Origin of the sequence: Leclercia sp. TB492 (assembly GCF_049974505.2) — a bacterium.
Taxonomy (GTDB): Bacteria; Pseudomonadota; Gammaproteobacteria; order Enterobacterales; family Enterobacteriaceae; genus Enterobacter; species Enterobacter adecarboxylatus_C.
Window position 1 is genome coordinate 3,113,671 of record NZ_CM127572.1, and the last position, 14,521, is coordinate 3,128,191.

Sequence of the window (14,521 nt, forward strand, 5' to 3'; positions counted from 1 at the left end):
TATTGCCCGGCGGCGCTACGCTTGCACGGGCCTACGGGTTGAGTAGGCCGGGTAAGCGCAGCGCCACCCGGCATTTACAGACAACTCAATCGTTTTGCGCGGTCGCCATCTGGGCGGCCTTCTGCTTTTTATAGCTCAGGGCCGCGGCCGGTACCGGCTGCACCTTCCCGGTTTCAATCCAGGTACGCAGACGGCTGGCATCGGCAAAGTGGGTATATTTGCCAAAGGCATCCATCACCACCAGCGCCACCGGCTTGCCATTAAAGACCGTACGCATCACCAGACAGTGGCCTGCGGCATTGGTAAAGCCGGTTTTGGTCAGCTGGATATTCCAGTTGTCGCGGTAGACCAGATGGTTGGTATTACGAAACGGCAGGGTATACGCCGGGTTCGAGAAGGTTGCCATCTCTTCGCGGGTGGTGCTGAGCTGACCGAGCAGCGGATACTGTTTGGTGGCAATCAGCAGTCTCGTCAGATCCTGCGCCGTCGAGACGTTATGAATCGACAGGCCGGTTGGCTCCACAAAGTGCGTCTGCACCATCCCCAGCGCCTTCGCCTTCGCATTCATCGCCCGGATAAACGCGTCATAGCCGCCCGGATAGTGGTGCGCGAGGCTTGCCGCGGCGCGGTTTTCCGAGGACATCAGCGCCAGCAGCAGCATATTTTTGCGGCTGATTTCACTGTTCAGACGCACGCGGGAGTAGATCCCTTTCATCTCCGGCGTATGGCTGATATCGACGCGCAGTTTTTCATCCAGCGGCAGTCGGGCATCCAGCACCACCATCGCGGTCATTAATTTGGTAATCGAAGCGATCGGGCGCACCAGATTCGGGTGGCTGGAATAGATCACTTTGTTGGTATTCAGATCGACGATCATAGCGCTACCGGAGGCAATCTCCGGCTGTGCCGCCGTAGCCACAGCGGCAGGTTTGGCGATCGCCGGGGTCGCCACTGGCACAGCCAGCAACAGCGCAAGACTCAGTAAAGAAACGCGGAATTTCAGCATGGTGAGATTTCTGATAATTATTCATGCACGTAATAACGTACACCGCCCGGGTCATGGCGCGAACGCGGGCTGGCTAAGGCATCATAGCCGTCCGGATGCCTTGCTACCAGTAGTTAATCGTGAACAGATGCTGCATTGCTGGCAATTACGCCAGCAATGCAGTGACGTCAGAAGAGACGGTATCCATAACCCCAAAGAATAACCGTCAGCGCCAGCAGCACTTCCAGCAACAGCACGCCAATGGCGAGCGTCGAGCCGGAGAAGCTTCGGCCCTCTTCTTTGTTGATACTCAGGAAGGTAGGAATACCGATATAGAGCAGATAGCCGGTATAAAAGAGTGCCAGCGTCCCCACCAGCGCGCACAGCCAGACTATCGGATAAAGCGCCACAATCCCGCTCAGAAACAGCGGCGTCGCCACGTAACCGGCGAACACCATGCAGTGCGTCAGCGAAGGCCGCTGCGGATACCGGCGCGCCATCCAGTAAATCACCCGGCCCATCACCGCCACACCTGCCAGCATCAGGGCATAAAACACGACCGCCAGCGCCAGGCCGGTCATCCACGAGAGTTTTACAATGTTGCCGTCGTCAAAATCCCAGCCAATTTGCGTGGTACCAATAAACGCGCAAATCACCGGCACGGCGGCCATCAGCAACACGTGGTGGGTATAGTGATGACTGACCGTTTCGTTTTCGCCTCTGATCACATGCATTTCACGATCGGGATGGGAAAAGAGTCCCCAGACATGGTTCATAACGCCCCCTTGTTGTCGGCCCGCTAGCGATAACTCAAGTATAATGCAGGCCTGAGATTATTTTTTGTACAGTACAAAAATGCCGCTGAACGTTCGGGGTTCTGGTATGTTAAACAGGGTTTTACAGGAGGGAGTCTCTGATGCCGGAGTACATTTTTTTCCAAAAAGGCACCAAAATCATTGCACTTGATAAGTCCGACGTGCAGGGGGCGTCGCTGTTGTGCGAACAGGGTTATAAAAAGCAGTTTGAAGAGATTATTGCCCCGGACAGCCAGCGCGCGCTGGCCCGTTTGGCCGATATCAAAAAAGAAGAAGAGATTGCCCCTCTTGCCTGGGCGACAGGGGCTGTGTTTACGGTACTGATCGTCCCCGTTCTGGGGCTTATCGGCTATCTGTTTTTGAAATAGTGTATCCTGCGCTACGCTTAACCTATGGATATCAATACTCTCATTGCACAGTATGGCTATGCCGCGTTGGTCATTGGCAGCATAGCGGAAGGCGAAACCATCACCCTGCTGGGTGGCGTGGCGGCGCATCAGGGATTATTACGTTTTCCGCTGGTGGTGGCCGCCGTGGCGCTGGGCGGGATGATCGGTGACCAGCTGCTCTACCTGGTTGGGGTGCGGTTTGGTCCGACGATCCTGCGCCGTTTTTCCCGCCATCAGAAGAAAATCGACCGCGCCCAACAGCTGATCCAGCGTCACCCTTACCTGTTTGTCATTGGCACCCGCTTTATGTACGGTTTCCGTATCATTGGCCCGCTGCTGATCGGCGCCAGTCGCCTGCCGCCGAAAATTTTCCTGCCGCTGAACATTGTTGGCGCTATCGCCTGGGCGCTGATCTTCACCACCTTAGGCTACGTCGGTGGTGAAGTGCTGGAGCCGTGGCTGCATTCACTCAACCAGCACCTGCGCCACTGGATCTGGCTGATCCTGGTGGTGGTGCTGGTTCTCGCGATACGCTGGTGGCTCAAACGCCGGGATCGCAGCTAACTTACTCCGCCGGCTTAAACTGCGGATTGCCCAGCATAAAACCGCCATCGACGATAAAGGATTGTCCGGTGGCGTAGCTGGCGTCGCTGTCGCACAGCCAGGCCACCAGGCTGGCGATCTCTTTGGTGTGCCCGGGCCTTGCCAGCGGGATATTCGGCATGGATCCCGGCTTCACTTCGCTGTCATCCATGTCGTTCATTGGCGTAGCGATGGCCCCGGGTGCGACGGCGTTGACCAGAATATTGTGATGCACCAGCTCCATCGCCATCGACTTGGTCAGGCCGCCGAGGGCATGCTTGGCCGAAGTGTAAGCGCTGGCATCCGGCAGCGGGGTATGCTCATGTACCGAGGTGATGTTGACGATCCGTCCCCCCTCGCCCTGCTTAACCATCTGCCGGGCGGCAATCTGCGAGCAGAGAAAAGCGCCATCCACATCGACGCTAAAAATGGATCGCCACTGGTCGTACTCCATCTCCAGAAACGACGCTTTGACCATCGCCCCGGCGTTATTGACCAGCACGTCGATACGTCCGAAGCGCTCAATTAACCTCTCGATCGCCTTAGCCCCGTCCGGCAGCTGGCTGAGATCCAGCTGGATGGCCTCTGCCCGCTGCCCCCGCGCCTCGATCTCACGACAGGTTTTCATCGCCCCTTCTTCATCCGAATGCCAGGTTACGCCGATATCAAACCCACGCTCCGCCAGCATCAGCGCCGTGGTTTTGCCGATCCCCGAATCCGATGCCGTCACAATAGCCACACGATTGGTTGAACCCATACTCACCTCCTGAAACCACAAAGAGGTAAGTATAGATAATTCTCGTTTTCTACCCGTGCTGATAGCCGCCACCCAGCGCCGAGGTGAGTTGCAGGGTGGCATCGATATACTGCCCCTGCAGCGTGAGTCCGGCGAGGTGTTCCTGCAGGGCGGGTATTCTGGCCTCGCTGACGCGGGTACCGGCGATAATCCCCGCTCTGTAACGCGCCTGCGCCAGAGCTACCACCCGCGCGGCATCGGCCTCAACGCTCTGCTGATGCTGGTTTTTCGCCATTAGCGTTTCGACTTCACTTGCGGTCCGGGTCACCTGATTCACCGCCTCCACCACCGCTTTGTTGTAGTTCGCTATCGACAGATTGCTCTGCGCCTGGGCAATATCGAGGTTGGCATTCAGGCGTCCGCTGTCAAAAATCGGCAGGGTCAGGCCGGCGGTGACGCCCATCTGCTGCGCCGAGGAGCGGAACAGATCGCTTAAGTGCAGCGCATCCTGTTGCAGAAACGCCATCAGATTCACATCGGGATAGAACGCTGCTTTCGCCGCATCGACCTCATGCAGAGACGCTTCGATGTACCAGTGGGCTTCCTGCAGATCGGGGCGTCGGGCCAGCAGTTCGTAGCCCAGCGAGGCAGGCAACTTCGTCTCGACGGCGGGTAAGGCCTGCGGGGTGAGGGTTATCGACGGGGTATTAGTGAGGGCTTCCAGGCGCGCGGCAATGGCTTTCATATTGCCGCTCACCTCCGCCAGCCGCTCCTCGGTTTTACTGGCATTGATGTCGGTTTCGACCCCTTCCACGGACGAAGTGATCCCATTCTGGTACAGCTCCCGGTCGGTACGAATAATATTCCCCTGCTCCTGCTTGATGGCGATTAATACCTTCCCGACCGCAGCCTGAGTCTGCCACTCCCAGTAGAGACGCGCGACGCTGGTGGCGAGCAGCTGGCGGGTCTGTTGCAGCTCCGCCTGTTGGGCGTTGACCTTGCCGATGCGGGCCTCAACCTGGGCGCGGTTTTTGCCCCATAAATCCAGATCCCAGCCAGCGGTTAAGCCAAAGGTGCCGTTGGTATACCAGGGGCCGGTGGTACCGGCCGCCGGATCGGTAATCGCAAAGGGGCCCATCAGCCCTTCTGCGGACATTTTTTGCCGCTCGGCATCGGCAGAGAAATCCACCTCCGGGCCGTCGGCGGCCATCGCCATTTTGGCCTTGGCTTCGGCAAGGGCAATACGCTGACGGGCAATTTGCATATCCGGCGCGTCGGCCTGCGCTTTGACGATCAGGGCAGTCAGCTGCGGATCGTGAAACGCTTCCCACCATGCATTTTTTGGCCACTGGCCGGTCGCCAGTCCGGACGCTATGTTCGCGACGGGGAGCTGTTGATTAAGCGATGTCGCCGTATCGTGTTGAGGGGCGCAGGCAACCAGAAAAAGAGAAAGAGGCAGGCAGAAACAGTAAAAACGTGAAGGTTTCATCAGGTTATTCACATAAAAAAGAAGGGGGCAAAATACGCCCGCTGCGCTTCATTTTTTTAGGAATCGGTGGCAATCCACAATTTGTCATACCTTTACATATTCAGAAAAGGCGCCCGATATGCCGCCGGGCGCCCCTGCGGTCATCAGGCTTTCAGCGAAGCGCCCTTCGTCGCAATCACTTCCTGATACCAGTAAAAACTCTTCTTACGGCTGCGCGCCAGCGTGCCTGCACCGCTGTCATCACGATCGACATAGATAAAACCGTAGCGCTTGGAGAGCTCCGCTTTGGAAGCGCTCACCAGATCGATCGGGCCCCAGCTGGTGTAGCCCATCACCTCCACGCCGTCCTCAATCGCCTCGCGCACCTGCACCAGATGGTCGTTGAGGTAGCTGATGCGGTAATCATCCTGCACCACCCCGTCGGCGTCCGGCTTGTCCTTTGCTCCCAGGCCGTTCTCCACAATAAACAGCGGTTTCTGATAGCGATCCCAGAGCACGTTCAGCAGGGTGCGCAGGCCAACCGGGTCGATCTGCCAGCCCCATTCAGAGCTTGCCAGATGCGGGTTAGGCACCATGCTCAGGATGTTGCCGCGCGCCTGCTGGTTCAGCGCTTCATCGGTGGTGACACAGCCGGTCATGTAGTAGCTGAAGGAGATAAAGTCGATGGTCGATTTCAGCGCCTCGCGATCGGCGTCGGTAATTTCAAGCGTAATGCCGTTATCGCGGAAGAAGCGCAGCATATAGCCCGGGTACGCCCCGCGGCACTGCACATCGCCGAAGAACTGCCACGCGCGGTTTTCCTGCAGGGCTTCCAGCACGTCGTCCGGCTTGCAGGTCAGCGGATAGACCAGGCCGCCCAGCAGCATGTTGCCGATTTTGGCGTCCGGGATCATCGCGTGGCAGGCTTTCACCGCCAGGGCGCTCGCCACCAGCTGATGGTGGATCGCCTGATAGACCTCCGCCTTGCTGCTGGTTTCCGGCAGACCGACGCCGGTCATCGGCGCGTGCAGGGACATGTTGATCTCGTTAAAGGTGAGCCACAGCTTCACCTTGTGTTGATAGCGGGCAAAGACGGTGCGGGCATAGCGCTCGAAGAAACCGATCACCTGACGGCTGCCCCAGCCGCCGTACTGCTTCACCAGCCCCCACGGCATCTCGTAGTGCGAGAGGGTTACCAGCGGGGTGATGTTGTGGGCCGCCAGCTCGTCAAACAGCTTGTCGTAAAAGGCCAGTCCGGCCTCGTTCGGCTCCTGCTCATCGCCGTTCGGGAAGATGCGCGTCCAGGCAATGGAGACGCGCAGGCAGCTGAAGCCCATCTCGGCGAACAGTGTGATGTCCTGCGGATAACGATGATAGAAATCGATCGCCACGTCTTTGATGCCGCTGTCGCCCGCCACGCGCTCCACCACCGGGCCAAATACCCCCTGCGGCTGAACATCAGAGGTGGACAATCCTTTGCCATCGTCCAGGTAAGCGCCTTCTACCTGATTCGCGGCAACCGCGCCGCCCCATAAGAAATCGTCCGGGAAAGTTTTCATTCGGTTCTCCTGTTATTGATGGCTTACGCAAAGCAACGGCGCGCCGGCCTGAACGGCAGTCGCCGCCACGGTCGCGACATCACGGTAGTCGTCGCTATTGCTGATAATAATCGGGGTCGCCAGATCGTATCCGGCATCGAGAATCGCCTGACGATCGAACTCCAGCAGCAGATCGCCTGGCTGTACTTTGTCACCCACCTTCACGTGGGCGGTAAACGGCTTGCCGTCGAGCTTCACGGTGTCGATCCCGACGTGGATCAGCACTTCGATGCCGCTGTCGCTCAACAAGCCAATAGCATGCTTAGTGGCAAATATCGAGGCCACTTCCCCCGCAAAGGGGGCAATCACTTTGTTATCGGCAGGGACGATAGCCGCGCCCTGACCGAGCAGGCCGCTGGCAAAGGTGGCGTCCGGCACCTGGTCCAGCGCCAGTACCGTGCCGCGCATTGGGGAGAGCACCGTGTCGCCATCGGCGTTAGCGACCACCGGGGAAGCGTCGGCCGGGCTGGCAGGCATTCCGGCAATCAGGGTCAGGGCACAGCTCAGCACCAGCGCCACCACCATGCCCGCAATCCCGCCCCACAGCGTGGCGTCTACCCCGCCAGGAGGGATCATCTGCGCGATGGTGAAAATATTGCCGAAGCCAAAGGAGTAAACGTGAGTGTCAAAGAAACCGACAATCGCGCCGCCGACCGCCCCGGCCACGCAGCCGAAGATAAAGGGACGACGCAGCGGCAGGTTCACGCCATAGACCGCCGGTTCGGTGATACCGAAAATCCCGGCCGTTACCGACGAGCCCGCCAGCATCTTCAGCTTTGTGTCACGGGTACGCAGGAACACGCCGAACGCGGCCCCTACCTGCCCCATCACCGCCGGCAGTAACATCGGCAGCATCGAATCGTGACCCAACACGGCGAGGTTATTGATCATCAGCGGCACCAGCCCCCAGTGCAGACCGAAAATGACGCATATCTGCCATACCGCGCCCATCGCCGCGCCAGCCAGCCAGGGGGCAAGCACGTAGATCCACTGATAGCTGTTCGCCAGCATCTGGCTGAGCCAGGTGGCCACCGGGCCGATAACCAGAAAGGTCAGCGGCACCGTGACGCCGAGACAGATCAGCGGCGTGAAGAAATTTTTCATCGCCGACGGCAGGCGTTTGTTGCCCTGCTTCTCCAGCCAGCAGCTGACCCAGGCGGCAAGGATGATCGGAATGACCGACGAGCTGTAGTTAAACCAGGTCACCGGAATGGCGAGGAAGGCATTGGCCGCCGCGCCCGCCTGCTGACTGGCCTCAAAGGCCTGAATCATGGTCGGATGCACCAGCGCCCCGCCAATCACCATGGTGATAAACGGGTTGCCGCCAAACTTTTTACCGGCGGTGTAGCCCAGCACCAGCGGGAAGAAGAAGAACAGCGCGTCACTGGTGGCAAACCAGATTTTGTAGGTACCGCTGTCGGTGGTCAGCCAGCCGCACACCACCGCCAGCGCCAGCATCCCCTTCAGGATCCCCGAGGCGGCGAGAACGCCGATAAAGGGGGTAAAAATGCCGGAGACAATATCGATAAGCTGGCCGCCGAGGCTGGTTTTTTCGCCTTTATCCTCTGCGGCGGGTACCGCGTCATCAGCCAGCCCCGCCTCCTGACAAACGGCCTGCCAGACGTCATGAACGTGGTTGCCAATCACCACCTGGAACTGGCCGCCGCTTTCGACAACCATGATCACCCCGGGATTGATCTTCAGCCCTTCAGCATCCGCACGTTGAGAATCTTTCAGTTTGAAACGCAGCCGGGTGGCGCAATGAACCAGGCTGACGATGTTCTCTTTGCCGCCAACGTGGCCGAGAATATCCTTCGCCAGTGCTTGATATTCCATCTCTTTTTCCTTCTTCACTGCCCGCAGGCAGGGTTTGACCGAGTCGTAAAAATAAAAAAACCCGAGAACGACGCCCTTTCGGGAGCCGCGCTCAGGTTTTGCCTGCATAGTGCAGTAACAATCCGTTTGTAGCGGGGGCTTAGCGCCCCTCTTTTCTCACGCGCTCAATATGAATGGTGAGAAACATAATCTCTTCGGTGGTCAGCTCGCGCTGATAACTCTTTTGCAGATGCCGGGCAATCTTTTCGGCGCACATCCACGCCTTCGCGTAGTTATCTTTTACCGCCGAGTGCAGCGAGGCGTCATCATCCGCGACCACGGTGCGGGTCAGCATCCGCTGGGCAAAAAACTTCAGATGGGTGACGAAGCGCTGATAGCTTAGCGACTCCTCGTCATACTCCAGCTGTAAGCTGTATTTCACCAGCTGCAGGATCTCCTGCATCACCCGGGTAACGTGCATGACCTCCGGCATCTCGCTATGCAGCTGGGCGGTGACCAGATGGAGCGCGATAAATCCGGCTTCATCTTCGCCCAGCTCCACGCCCAGCCGTTGAGCGATGATGGCCCGCGCCTGCTGGCCCAGCTCAAACTCTTTCGGGTAGAGCCGCTTAATGTCCCACAGCAGCACGTTTTTGATCGCCAGCCCTTTCTTCTGCCGCTCAATCGCAAAGTAGCAGTGGTCGGTTAAGGTGATGTACAAACTCTCCTGCAGTTTCCCCAACCGCTGCGCCGCCAGCCCGATGATGCGGTCGCAGGTGGTCATCACTTCCAGCGGGATCTGGCTGAGTAACTCCCCCAGCCGCTGCACCAGCTCGTCGCTTTGCAGGGCAAACACTTTCTCGATATTCGCTTTCGGGACCACGTCGCCAGGGTGCTTTTGAAAGGCCAGCCCACGGCCCATCACGACCTGTTCGCGCCCCTGTTCATCCAGAACAACCACCACATTATTATTCAGTATTTTGGCGATTTTCATTTCATGCCCCAGAAACAAAAAAACCTGACCTCCGGCAGATGCCAGAAAATCAGGTTTTGCCTGCCGCAGCAGTAACAATCCAGTTAGCGCACTTTACCAGTTTCGTTCGATGCCACAATGCGCCCCGCTAAAAAACGTGACGCAGATCGACGTTGGCCTATTTTGACTGAATAACCCGGGCGATCTCCGCCGAGGTTTGCAGGGTGCGGATCTCCTGAAACAGGCCCAGGGCATCGTCGTACTCTTTCCGCAGGTAGCTCAGCCACTGCTTGATACGCGCTACATGGTACAGACCGGTGTCGCCCTGCTTTTCGAGGCGGGAGTACTTCTTCAGCAGCGTCACCACTTCCGGCCAGGGCATGCGCGGCTCGTTGTATTTGATCACCCGGCTGAGGTTGGGCACGTTGAGCGCTCCGCGCCCGATCATGATGGAATCGCAGCCGGTCTCTTTCATACAGGCCAGCGCGCTCTCGCGATCCCAGATCTCGCCGTTGGCCACCACCGGTATGGTCAGTCGTTGGCGGATCTCGCCGATGGCCTGCCAGTTAATGCGCTCGGCTTTATAGCCGTCCTCTTTGGTGCGGCCATGAACCACCAGCTCGCTGGCACCCGCCTGCTGCACCGCGTCGGCAATTTCAAACTGCCTGTCGCCGCTGTCCCACCCCAGACGCACCTTCACCGTGACCGGCAGATGGGAGGGCACTGCCTCGCGCATCGCTTTCGCGCCGCGGTAGATCAGCTCGGGATCTTTGAGCAGCGTGGCCCCGCCGCCGCTGCCGTTAACCATTTTCGACGGACAGCCGCAGTTCAGATCCACGCCCCAGGAGCCCAGCTCGACGGCGCGGGCGGCGTTTTCCGCCAGCCACTCCGGATATTGTCCCAGCAGCTGTACGCGCACCAGAGTGCCTGAGGGGGTGCGGCTCTGGTGATGCAGCTCCGGGCAGAGTCTGTAAAACGATTTTACCGGCAATAACATATCCACCACCCGCAGGAACTCGGTGATGCAGAGGTCATAGTCGTTAACGTCGGTCAGCAGCTCACGCACCAGCGAATCGAGCACGCCTTCCATCGGTGCCAGTAATACACGCATATCAGTACCCGTAAAAAAAGACGCGCTATAGTAGCCGCTCCCGCGAGAGGTGGGAAGCGTCAGGGAAGATATGCGTGTGGGGTTGCGGTCTTATTCAGGGAGCGTCTCTTCAGGGCGCAGGGTTAGCACCTCAAAACCGTCTGCCGTTACGGCGATAGTGTGTTCCCATTGTGCAGACAGCTTTTTGTCACGGGTCACCACCGTCCAGCCGTCCTTCTTCGTTTTGATCCGGCTGTCGCCCTGATTGATCATCGGTTCGATGGTAAAGACCATCCCCTCCTGCAACACCGGCCCTTCGCCGGGTTTGCCGTAGTGCAGGATCTGCGGCTCTTCGTGCATCTCTTTACCAATGCCGTGCCCGCAGTACTCGCGCACTACGCTGTAGCCCTGGCTTTCAACGTATGACTGAATAGCGTGGCCGATATCGCCCAGCGTCGCGCCCGGTTTAACGGCCTTAATCCCCTTCCACATCCCCTCGTAGGTCGCTTTCACCAGCCTGCGGGCCAGGGGCGAAACCTCGCCGATAAGATACATTTTACTGGAGTCGGCGATCATGCCCGCGTTTTCGAGGGTGATGTCGACGTTGACGATGGCACCCGATTTGAGATGCTCCGACTCCTTCGGGATACCGTGGCAGACCACGTCGTTGACCGAGGTGTTCAGTACGTAGGGATAATCATATTGCCCTTTGCTGGCCGGACGGGACTTAAGCTCCTCGACGATAAACGCCTCGGCGCGATTGTTGATCTCCATGGTTGATACGCCAGGCTTAATAAATTCGTCCAGCATGGTGAACACCGAGGCCAGCAGTTCACCCGCGTGGCGCTGGCGGGCCAGCTCGTCGGCGGTTTTAATGACAATTGATGGCATTGATTACCTCCAGTAAAGGTTTAGGGCCGGATTTGGGCATCATTATCTTTATCTGCCGATCGTATATTGTCAGCGCCGCGTTGTCTCCTGCGGTTTGGGGAATTGCCCAACGTTCCAGAAAGTAATGTCTGGTATGCTCAAAAGTCATGATGTGATCCGTAGCACGTTTCCGGTTTTAATTGTATGATGAATGCGTTCCATTAAGGACTTTCACCATGAAGAAATCACTGATCGTTGTCTGGCAATACCTGCGCGCCTTCATCCTGATTTATGCCTGCCTGTATGCGGGTATTTTTCTCGCCTCCCTGCTGCCGATCACCATTCCCGGCAGCATTATTGGCATGCTTATCCTGTTTGTACTGCTCGCGCTGCAAATCCTTCCGGCAAAATGGGTTAAGCCCGGCTGCTCGGTGCTGATCCGCTATATGGCGCTGCTGTTTGTGCCGATCGGCGTGGGGGTAATGCAATATTACGACCTGCTGAGCGCGCAGTTCGGCCCGATATTTGTCTCCTGCACTATCAGCACGCTGGTGGCGTTTTTAGTGGTGAGCTGGAGCACGCATCTGGTGCACGGGGAACGTAACGTGGTTGGGCAAAAAGGACAGAAAAAATGATGGCCAATATCTGGTGGTCCCTGCCGCTCACCGTGGCGGTATTCTTCGCCGCCCGCAAGCTGGCGGTGCGCCTGAAGTTCCCGCTGCTTAACCCCCTGCTGGTGGCGATGGTAGTGATTATTCCGTTCCTGCTGTTGACCGGCATCCCCTACACAAAATATTTCCAGGGCAGCAAGGTCCTCAACGATCTGCTGCAACCTGCGGTGGTGGCGCTGGCGTTTCCGCTGTATGAGCAACTGCACCAGATCCGCGCCCGCTGGAAGTCAATCATTACCATCTGCCTGGTGGGCAGCGTGGTGGCGATGATCACCGGCACCTCGGTGGCGCTGCTGATGGGGGCAACCCCGGAAATTGCGGCCTCTATATTACCTAAATCCGTCACCACACCGATCGCGATGGCGGTGGGCGGCAGCCTCGGTGGCATCCCGGCGATCAGTGCCGTGTGCGTGATTTATGTCGGTATTCTCGGGGCGGTATTAGGCCATACGCTGCTGAACGCCATGCGTATTCGCACCAAATCTGCGCGTGGTCTGGCGATGGGGACCGCATCTCACGCCCTCGGCACCGCCCGCTGCGCGGAGCTGGATTATCAGGAAGGGGCGTTCAGCTCCCTGGCGCTGGTGATCTGCGGGATCATGACCTCGCTGATTGCGCCGTTCCTGTTCCCGATTATTCTGGCGGTAATGGGCTAAAATTTGCGACGCGTCGCGCATTTTTAATTTGAGTTTCATAAGTTGCACACATAATGAGATCTGAGTCACATATAAAGCCCCGGCGGCTCCGTACACTACCGATCCATTAACCTTTATGAGGCAACGCCATGCATCCACGTTTTCAATCAGCTTTCGCTCAGCTTGCAGAGAATTTGCAGTCAGCCCTGGCCCCGGTTCTGGCGGATGCACACTTCCCCGCCCTGCTGACGGCTGAACAGGTCACCGCACTGAAACGTGCCACCGATCTGGATGATGACGCGCTGGCCTTTGCGCTTCTGCCGCTGGCGGCGGCCTGCGCCCGCGCCGACCTGTCCCATTTCAACGTGGGTGCCATTGCGCGCGGCGTAAGCGGTACCTGGTACTTCGGCGGCAATATGGAGTTTCTCGGGGCGACCATGCAGCAGACCGTGCATGCCGAACAGAGCGCCATCAGCCACGCCTGGCTGCGCGGCGAAAAATCCCTGCAGGCCATCACCGTGAACTACACGCCGTGCGGCCACTGCCGTCAGTTTATGAACGAGCTTAACAGCGGTTTGCAGCTGCGCATCAACCTGCCGGGCCGCGATCCGCATACGCTGGCGGATTACCTGCCGGACGCCTTCGGGCCGAAGGATCTGGAGATAAAATCCCTGCTGATGGATGAGCAGGATCATGGCTACGCCGTGAGCGGAGACGAGCTGGCCCAGGCCGCTATCCGCGCCGCCAACCAGTCGCACGCCCCCTACAGCAACTCCCCGAGCGGAGTGGCGCTGGAGTGTCGCGATGGCCGCATCTTCACCGGCAGCTATGCCGAGAACGCCGCCTTTAACCCGACGCTGCCGCCGCTGCAGGGCGCACTCAACCTCCTCAGCCTCAACGGTTACGACTACCCGGATATTCAGCGCGCCATTCTGGCGGAAAAAGCCGATGCTCCGCTGATCCAGTGGGATGCCACCGCGGCGACGCTACGCGCGCTGGGTTGTACCAGCATCGACCGCGTGCTGCTGGCGTAAGTCTCTGATGCGGGCAGCAATGCCCGCACAATTGATGAAAATCCCCCCAATTAAACCGCCGTTTCTTGCGCTTACCAGACGGGTAAAGTAGCCTGAGTGAAATTTCACCTTTGGTAAGAGTCATCTGTATGTTAAAGCGCGTGTTTTACAGCCTGGTTGCCCTGATCGCCATCGTGCTGTTGACTGCGCTGGGCCTCGACCGCTGGATGAGCTGGAAAACAGCCCCCTATATCTTTGATGACCTTCAGGATCTGCCCTACCGCCAGGTTGGCGTGGTGCTTGGCACCGCCAAGTATTACCGCACCGGGGTGATCAACCAGTATTACCGCTACCGCATTCAGGGGGCGCTCAACGCCTACAACAGCGGCAAGGTCAACTACCTGCTGCTGAGTGGCGACAACGCTCTGCAGAGCTATAACGAGCCGGTCACCATGCGTAAAGACTTGATTGCCGCAGGCGTGGACCCGGCGGATATCGTGCTCGACTACGCCGGTTTCAGGACCCTCGATTCCATTGTCCGCACCCGTAAGGTGTTTGATACCAACGATTTCATCATCATCACCCAGCGCTTCCACTGCGAGCGCGCGCTGTTTATTGCCCTGCATATGGGCATTCAGGCGCAGTGCTATGCCGTCCCGTCACCAAAAGACATGCTCACCGTGCGGGTGCGTGAATTTGGTGCCCGTCTGGGGGCGCTGGCCGATCTGTATGTCTTCAAACGCGAACCGCGCTTCTTAGGCCCGCTGGTGCCGATCCCGGCGATGCTCGAAGTGCCGGAAGATGCCCAGGGTTATCCGGCAGTGACGCCGGAGCAGCTGCTGGAGATGCAGAAGAAGAAATAAACCTCGCCGGGTGGCGGC

The 14,521-nt window shown here is 58.3% G+C and carries 15 protein-coding genes; 6 read left to right on the top strand and 9 right to left on the bottom strand.

Going from position 1 to position 14,521, the window contains the following annotated elements; all coding sequences use genetic code 11:
* Positions 1 to 85: 85 nt before the first annotated feature.
* Complete coding sequence (pbpG, locus tag ACP4QI_RS14775; protein WP_142486463.1) at positions 86 to 1,006, bottom strand: D-alanyl-D-alanine endopeptidase; 921 nt, start codon at positions 1,004 to 1,006, stop codon at positions 86 to 88.
* A 167-nt stretch (positions 1,007 to 1,173) separates the two neighbouring features.
* Complete coding sequence (locus tag ACP4QI_RS14780) at positions 1,174 to 1,761, bottom strand: Yip1 family protein (protein WP_142486465.1); 588 nt, start codon at positions 1,759 to 1,761, stop codon at positions 1,174 to 1,176.
* 140 nt (positions 1,762 to 1,901) lie between these two features.
* Here ACP4QI_RS14780 and ACP4QI_RS14785 point away from each other — a divergent pair, with 140 nt between their 5' ends.
* Both ACP4QI_RS14785 and ACP4QI_RS14790 read left to right on the top strand, forming a co-directional pair.
* Positions 1,902 to 2,168: a hypothetical protein gene (locus tag ACP4QI_RS14785; protein WP_156264236.1), complete on the top strand. Its 267-nt coding sequence runs from the start codon at positions 1,902 to 1,904 to the stop codon at positions 2,166 to 2,168.
* Positions 2,169 to 2,192: 24 nt separating this feature from the next.
* A complete protein-coding gene (locus ACP4QI_RS14790; protein ID WP_426495242.1) occupies positions 2,193 to 2,753 on the top strand; it encodes a DedA family protein in 561 nt (186 codons plus the stop codon).
* Position 2,754: 1 nt separating this feature from the next.
* Here ACP4QI_RS14790 and ACP4QI_RS14795 read toward each other — a convergent pair whose 3' ends face one another.
* The 7 genes from ACP4QI_RS14795 to map form a co-directional block, all read right to left on the bottom strand.
* Complete coding sequence (locus ACP4QI_RS14795; RefSeq protein ID WP_426495241.1) at positions 2,755 to 3,528, bottom strand: SDR family oxidoreductase; 774 nt, start codon at positions 3,526 to 3,528, stop codon at positions 2,755 to 2,757.
* Between the two features lie 49 nt (positions 3,529 to 3,577).
* Entirely contained in the window at positions 3,578 to 4,996 is a 1,419-nt protein-coding gene (gene mdtQ, locus ACP4QI_RS14800) for a multidrug resistance outer membrane protein MdtQ (RefSeq protein WP_426495240.1), read from the bottom strand.
* Positions 4,997 to 5,139: 143 nt separating this feature from the next.
* Positions 5,140 to 6,534 carry a glycoside hydrolase family 1 protein gene (locus tag ACP4QI_RS14805; protein ID WP_285128114.1) on the bottom strand — a complete coding sequence of 465 codons (1,395 nt, stop codon included), beginning with the start codon at positions 6,532 to 6,534 and terminating at the stop codon, positions 5,140 to 5,142.
* A gap of 12 nt (positions 6,535 to 6,546) precedes the next feature.
* The gene (gene bglF, locus ACP4QI_RS14810; protein ID WP_426495239.1) at positions 6,547 to 8,409 is read right to left on the bottom strand and encodes a PTS beta-glucoside transporter subunit IIABC; all 1,863 of its coding nucleotides are present in this window, start codon (positions 8,407 to 8,409) and stop codon (positions 6,547 to 6,549) included.
* A gap of 139 nt (positions 8,410 to 8,548) precedes the next feature.
* Positions 8,549 to 9,382, bottom strand: a complete 834-nt coding sequence (gene licT / locus ACP4QI_RS14815) for a BglG family transcription antiterminator LicT (RefSeq protein WP_142486471.1) — start codon at positions 9,380 to 9,382, stop codon at positions 8,549 to 8,551.
* 157 nt (positions 9,383 to 9,539) lie between these two features.
* Positions 9,540 to 10,472: a tRNA dihydrouridine(16) synthase DusC gene (gene dusC, locus ACP4QI_RS14820; RefSeq protein WP_142486472.1), complete on the bottom strand. Its 933-nt coding sequence runs from the start codon at positions 10,470 to 10,472 to the stop codon at positions 9,540 to 9,542.
* A gap of 90 nt (positions 10,473 to 10,562) precedes the next feature.
* Entirely contained in the window at positions 10,563 to 11,342 is a 780-nt protein-coding gene (gene map, locus ACP4QI_RS14825; protein WP_156264241.1) for a type I methionyl aminopeptidase, read from the bottom strand.
* A 215-nt stretch (positions 11,343 to 11,557) separates the two neighbouring features.
* Here map and ACP4QI_RS14830 point away from each other — a divergent pair, with 215 nt between their 5' ends.
* From ACP4QI_RS14830 to sanA, 4 genes are all read left to right on the top strand, one after another.
* A complete protein-coding gene (locus tag ACP4QI_RS14830; protein ID WP_142486474.1) occupies positions 11,558 to 11,956 on the top strand; it encodes a CidA/LrgA family protein in 399 nt (132 codons plus the stop codon).
* Positions 11,953 to 12,648: a CidB/LrgB family autolysis modulator gene (locus tag ACP4QI_RS14835; RefSeq protein ID WP_426495238.1), complete on the top strand. Its 696-nt coding sequence runs from the start codon at positions 11,953 to 11,955 to the stop codon at positions 12,646 to 12,648. Before ACP4QI_RS14830 ends, ACP4QI_RS14835 begins: the two co-directional genes overlap by 4 nt.
* A gap of 128 nt (positions 12,649 to 12,776) precedes the next feature.
* The gene (cdd, locus tag ACP4QI_RS14840) at positions 12,777 to 13,661 is read left to right on the top strand and encodes a cytidine deaminase (protein WP_142486476.1); all 885 of its coding nucleotides are present in this window, start codon (positions 12,777 to 12,779) and stop codon (positions 13,659 to 13,661) included.
* 128 nt (positions 13,662 to 13,789) lie between these two features.
* Positions 13,790 to 14,503: an outer membrane permeability protein SanA gene (sanA, locus tag ACP4QI_RS14845; protein ID WP_142486477.1), complete on the top strand. Its 714-nt coding sequence runs from the start codon at positions 13,790 to 13,792 to the stop codon at positions 14,501 to 14,503.
* The last annotated feature ends 18 nt before the right edge of the window (positions 14,504 to 14,521 follow it).

Bases quoted from the DNA above. Each gene is read 5' to 3' on its own strand.
- pbpG (WP_142486463.1), bottom strand. From the start codon at position 1,006: ATGCTGAAATTCCGCGTTTCTTTACTGAGTCTTGCGCTGTTGCTGGCT.
- ACP4QI_RS14780 (WP_142486465.1), bottom strand. From the start codon at position 1,761: ATGAACCATGTCTGGGGACTCTTTTCCCATCCCGATCGTGAAATGCAT.
- ACP4QI_RS14785 (WP_156264236.1), top strand. From the start codon at position 1,902: ATGCCGGAGTACATTTTTTTCCAAAAAGGCACCAAAATCATTGCACTT.
- ACP4QI_RS14790 (WP_426495242.1), top strand. From the start codon at position 2,193: ATGGATATCAATACTCTCATTGCACAGTATGGCTATGCCGCGTTGGTC.
- ACP4QI_RS14795 (WP_426495241.1), bottom strand. From the start codon at position 3,528: ATGGGTTCAACCAATCGTGTGGCTATTGTGACGGCATCGGATTCGGGG.
- mdtQ (WP_426495240.1), bottom strand. From the start codon at position 4,996: ATGAAACCTTCACGTTTTTACTGTTTCTGCCTGCCTCTTTCTCTTTTT.
- ACP4QI_RS14805 (WP_285128114.1), bottom strand. From the start codon at position 6,534: ATGAAAACTTTCCCGGACGATTTCTTATGGGGCGGCGCGGTTGCCGCG.
- bglF (WP_426495239.1), bottom strand. From the start codon at position 8,409: ATGGAATATCAAGCACTGGCGAAGGATATTCTCGGCCACGTTGGCGGC.
- licT (WP_142486471.1), bottom strand. From the start codon at position 9,382: ATGAAAATCGCCAAAATACTGAATAATAATGTGGTGGTTGTTCTGGAT.
- dusC (WP_142486472.1), bottom strand. From the start codon at position 10,472: ATGCGTGTATTACTGGCACCGATGGAAGGCGTGCTCGATTCGCTGGTG.
- map (WP_156264241.1), bottom strand. From the start codon at position 11,342: ATGCCATCAATTGTCATTAAAACCGCCGACGAGCTGGCCCGCCAGCGC.
- ACP4QI_RS14830 (WP_142486474.1), top strand. From the start codon at position 11,558: ATGAAGAAATCACTGATCGTTGTCTGGCAATACCTGCGCGCCTTCATC.
- ACP4QI_RS14835 (WP_426495238.1), top strand. From the start codon at position 11,953: ATGATGGCCAATATCTGGTGGTCCCTGCCGCTCACCGTGGCGGTATTC.
- cdd (WP_142486476.1), top strand. From the start codon at position 12,777: ATGCATCCACGTTTTCAATCAGCTTTCGCTCAGCTTGCAGAGAATTTG.
- sanA (WP_142486477.1), top strand. From the start codon at position 13,790: ATGTTAAAGCGCGTGTTTTACAGCCTGGTTGCCCTGATCGCCATCGTG.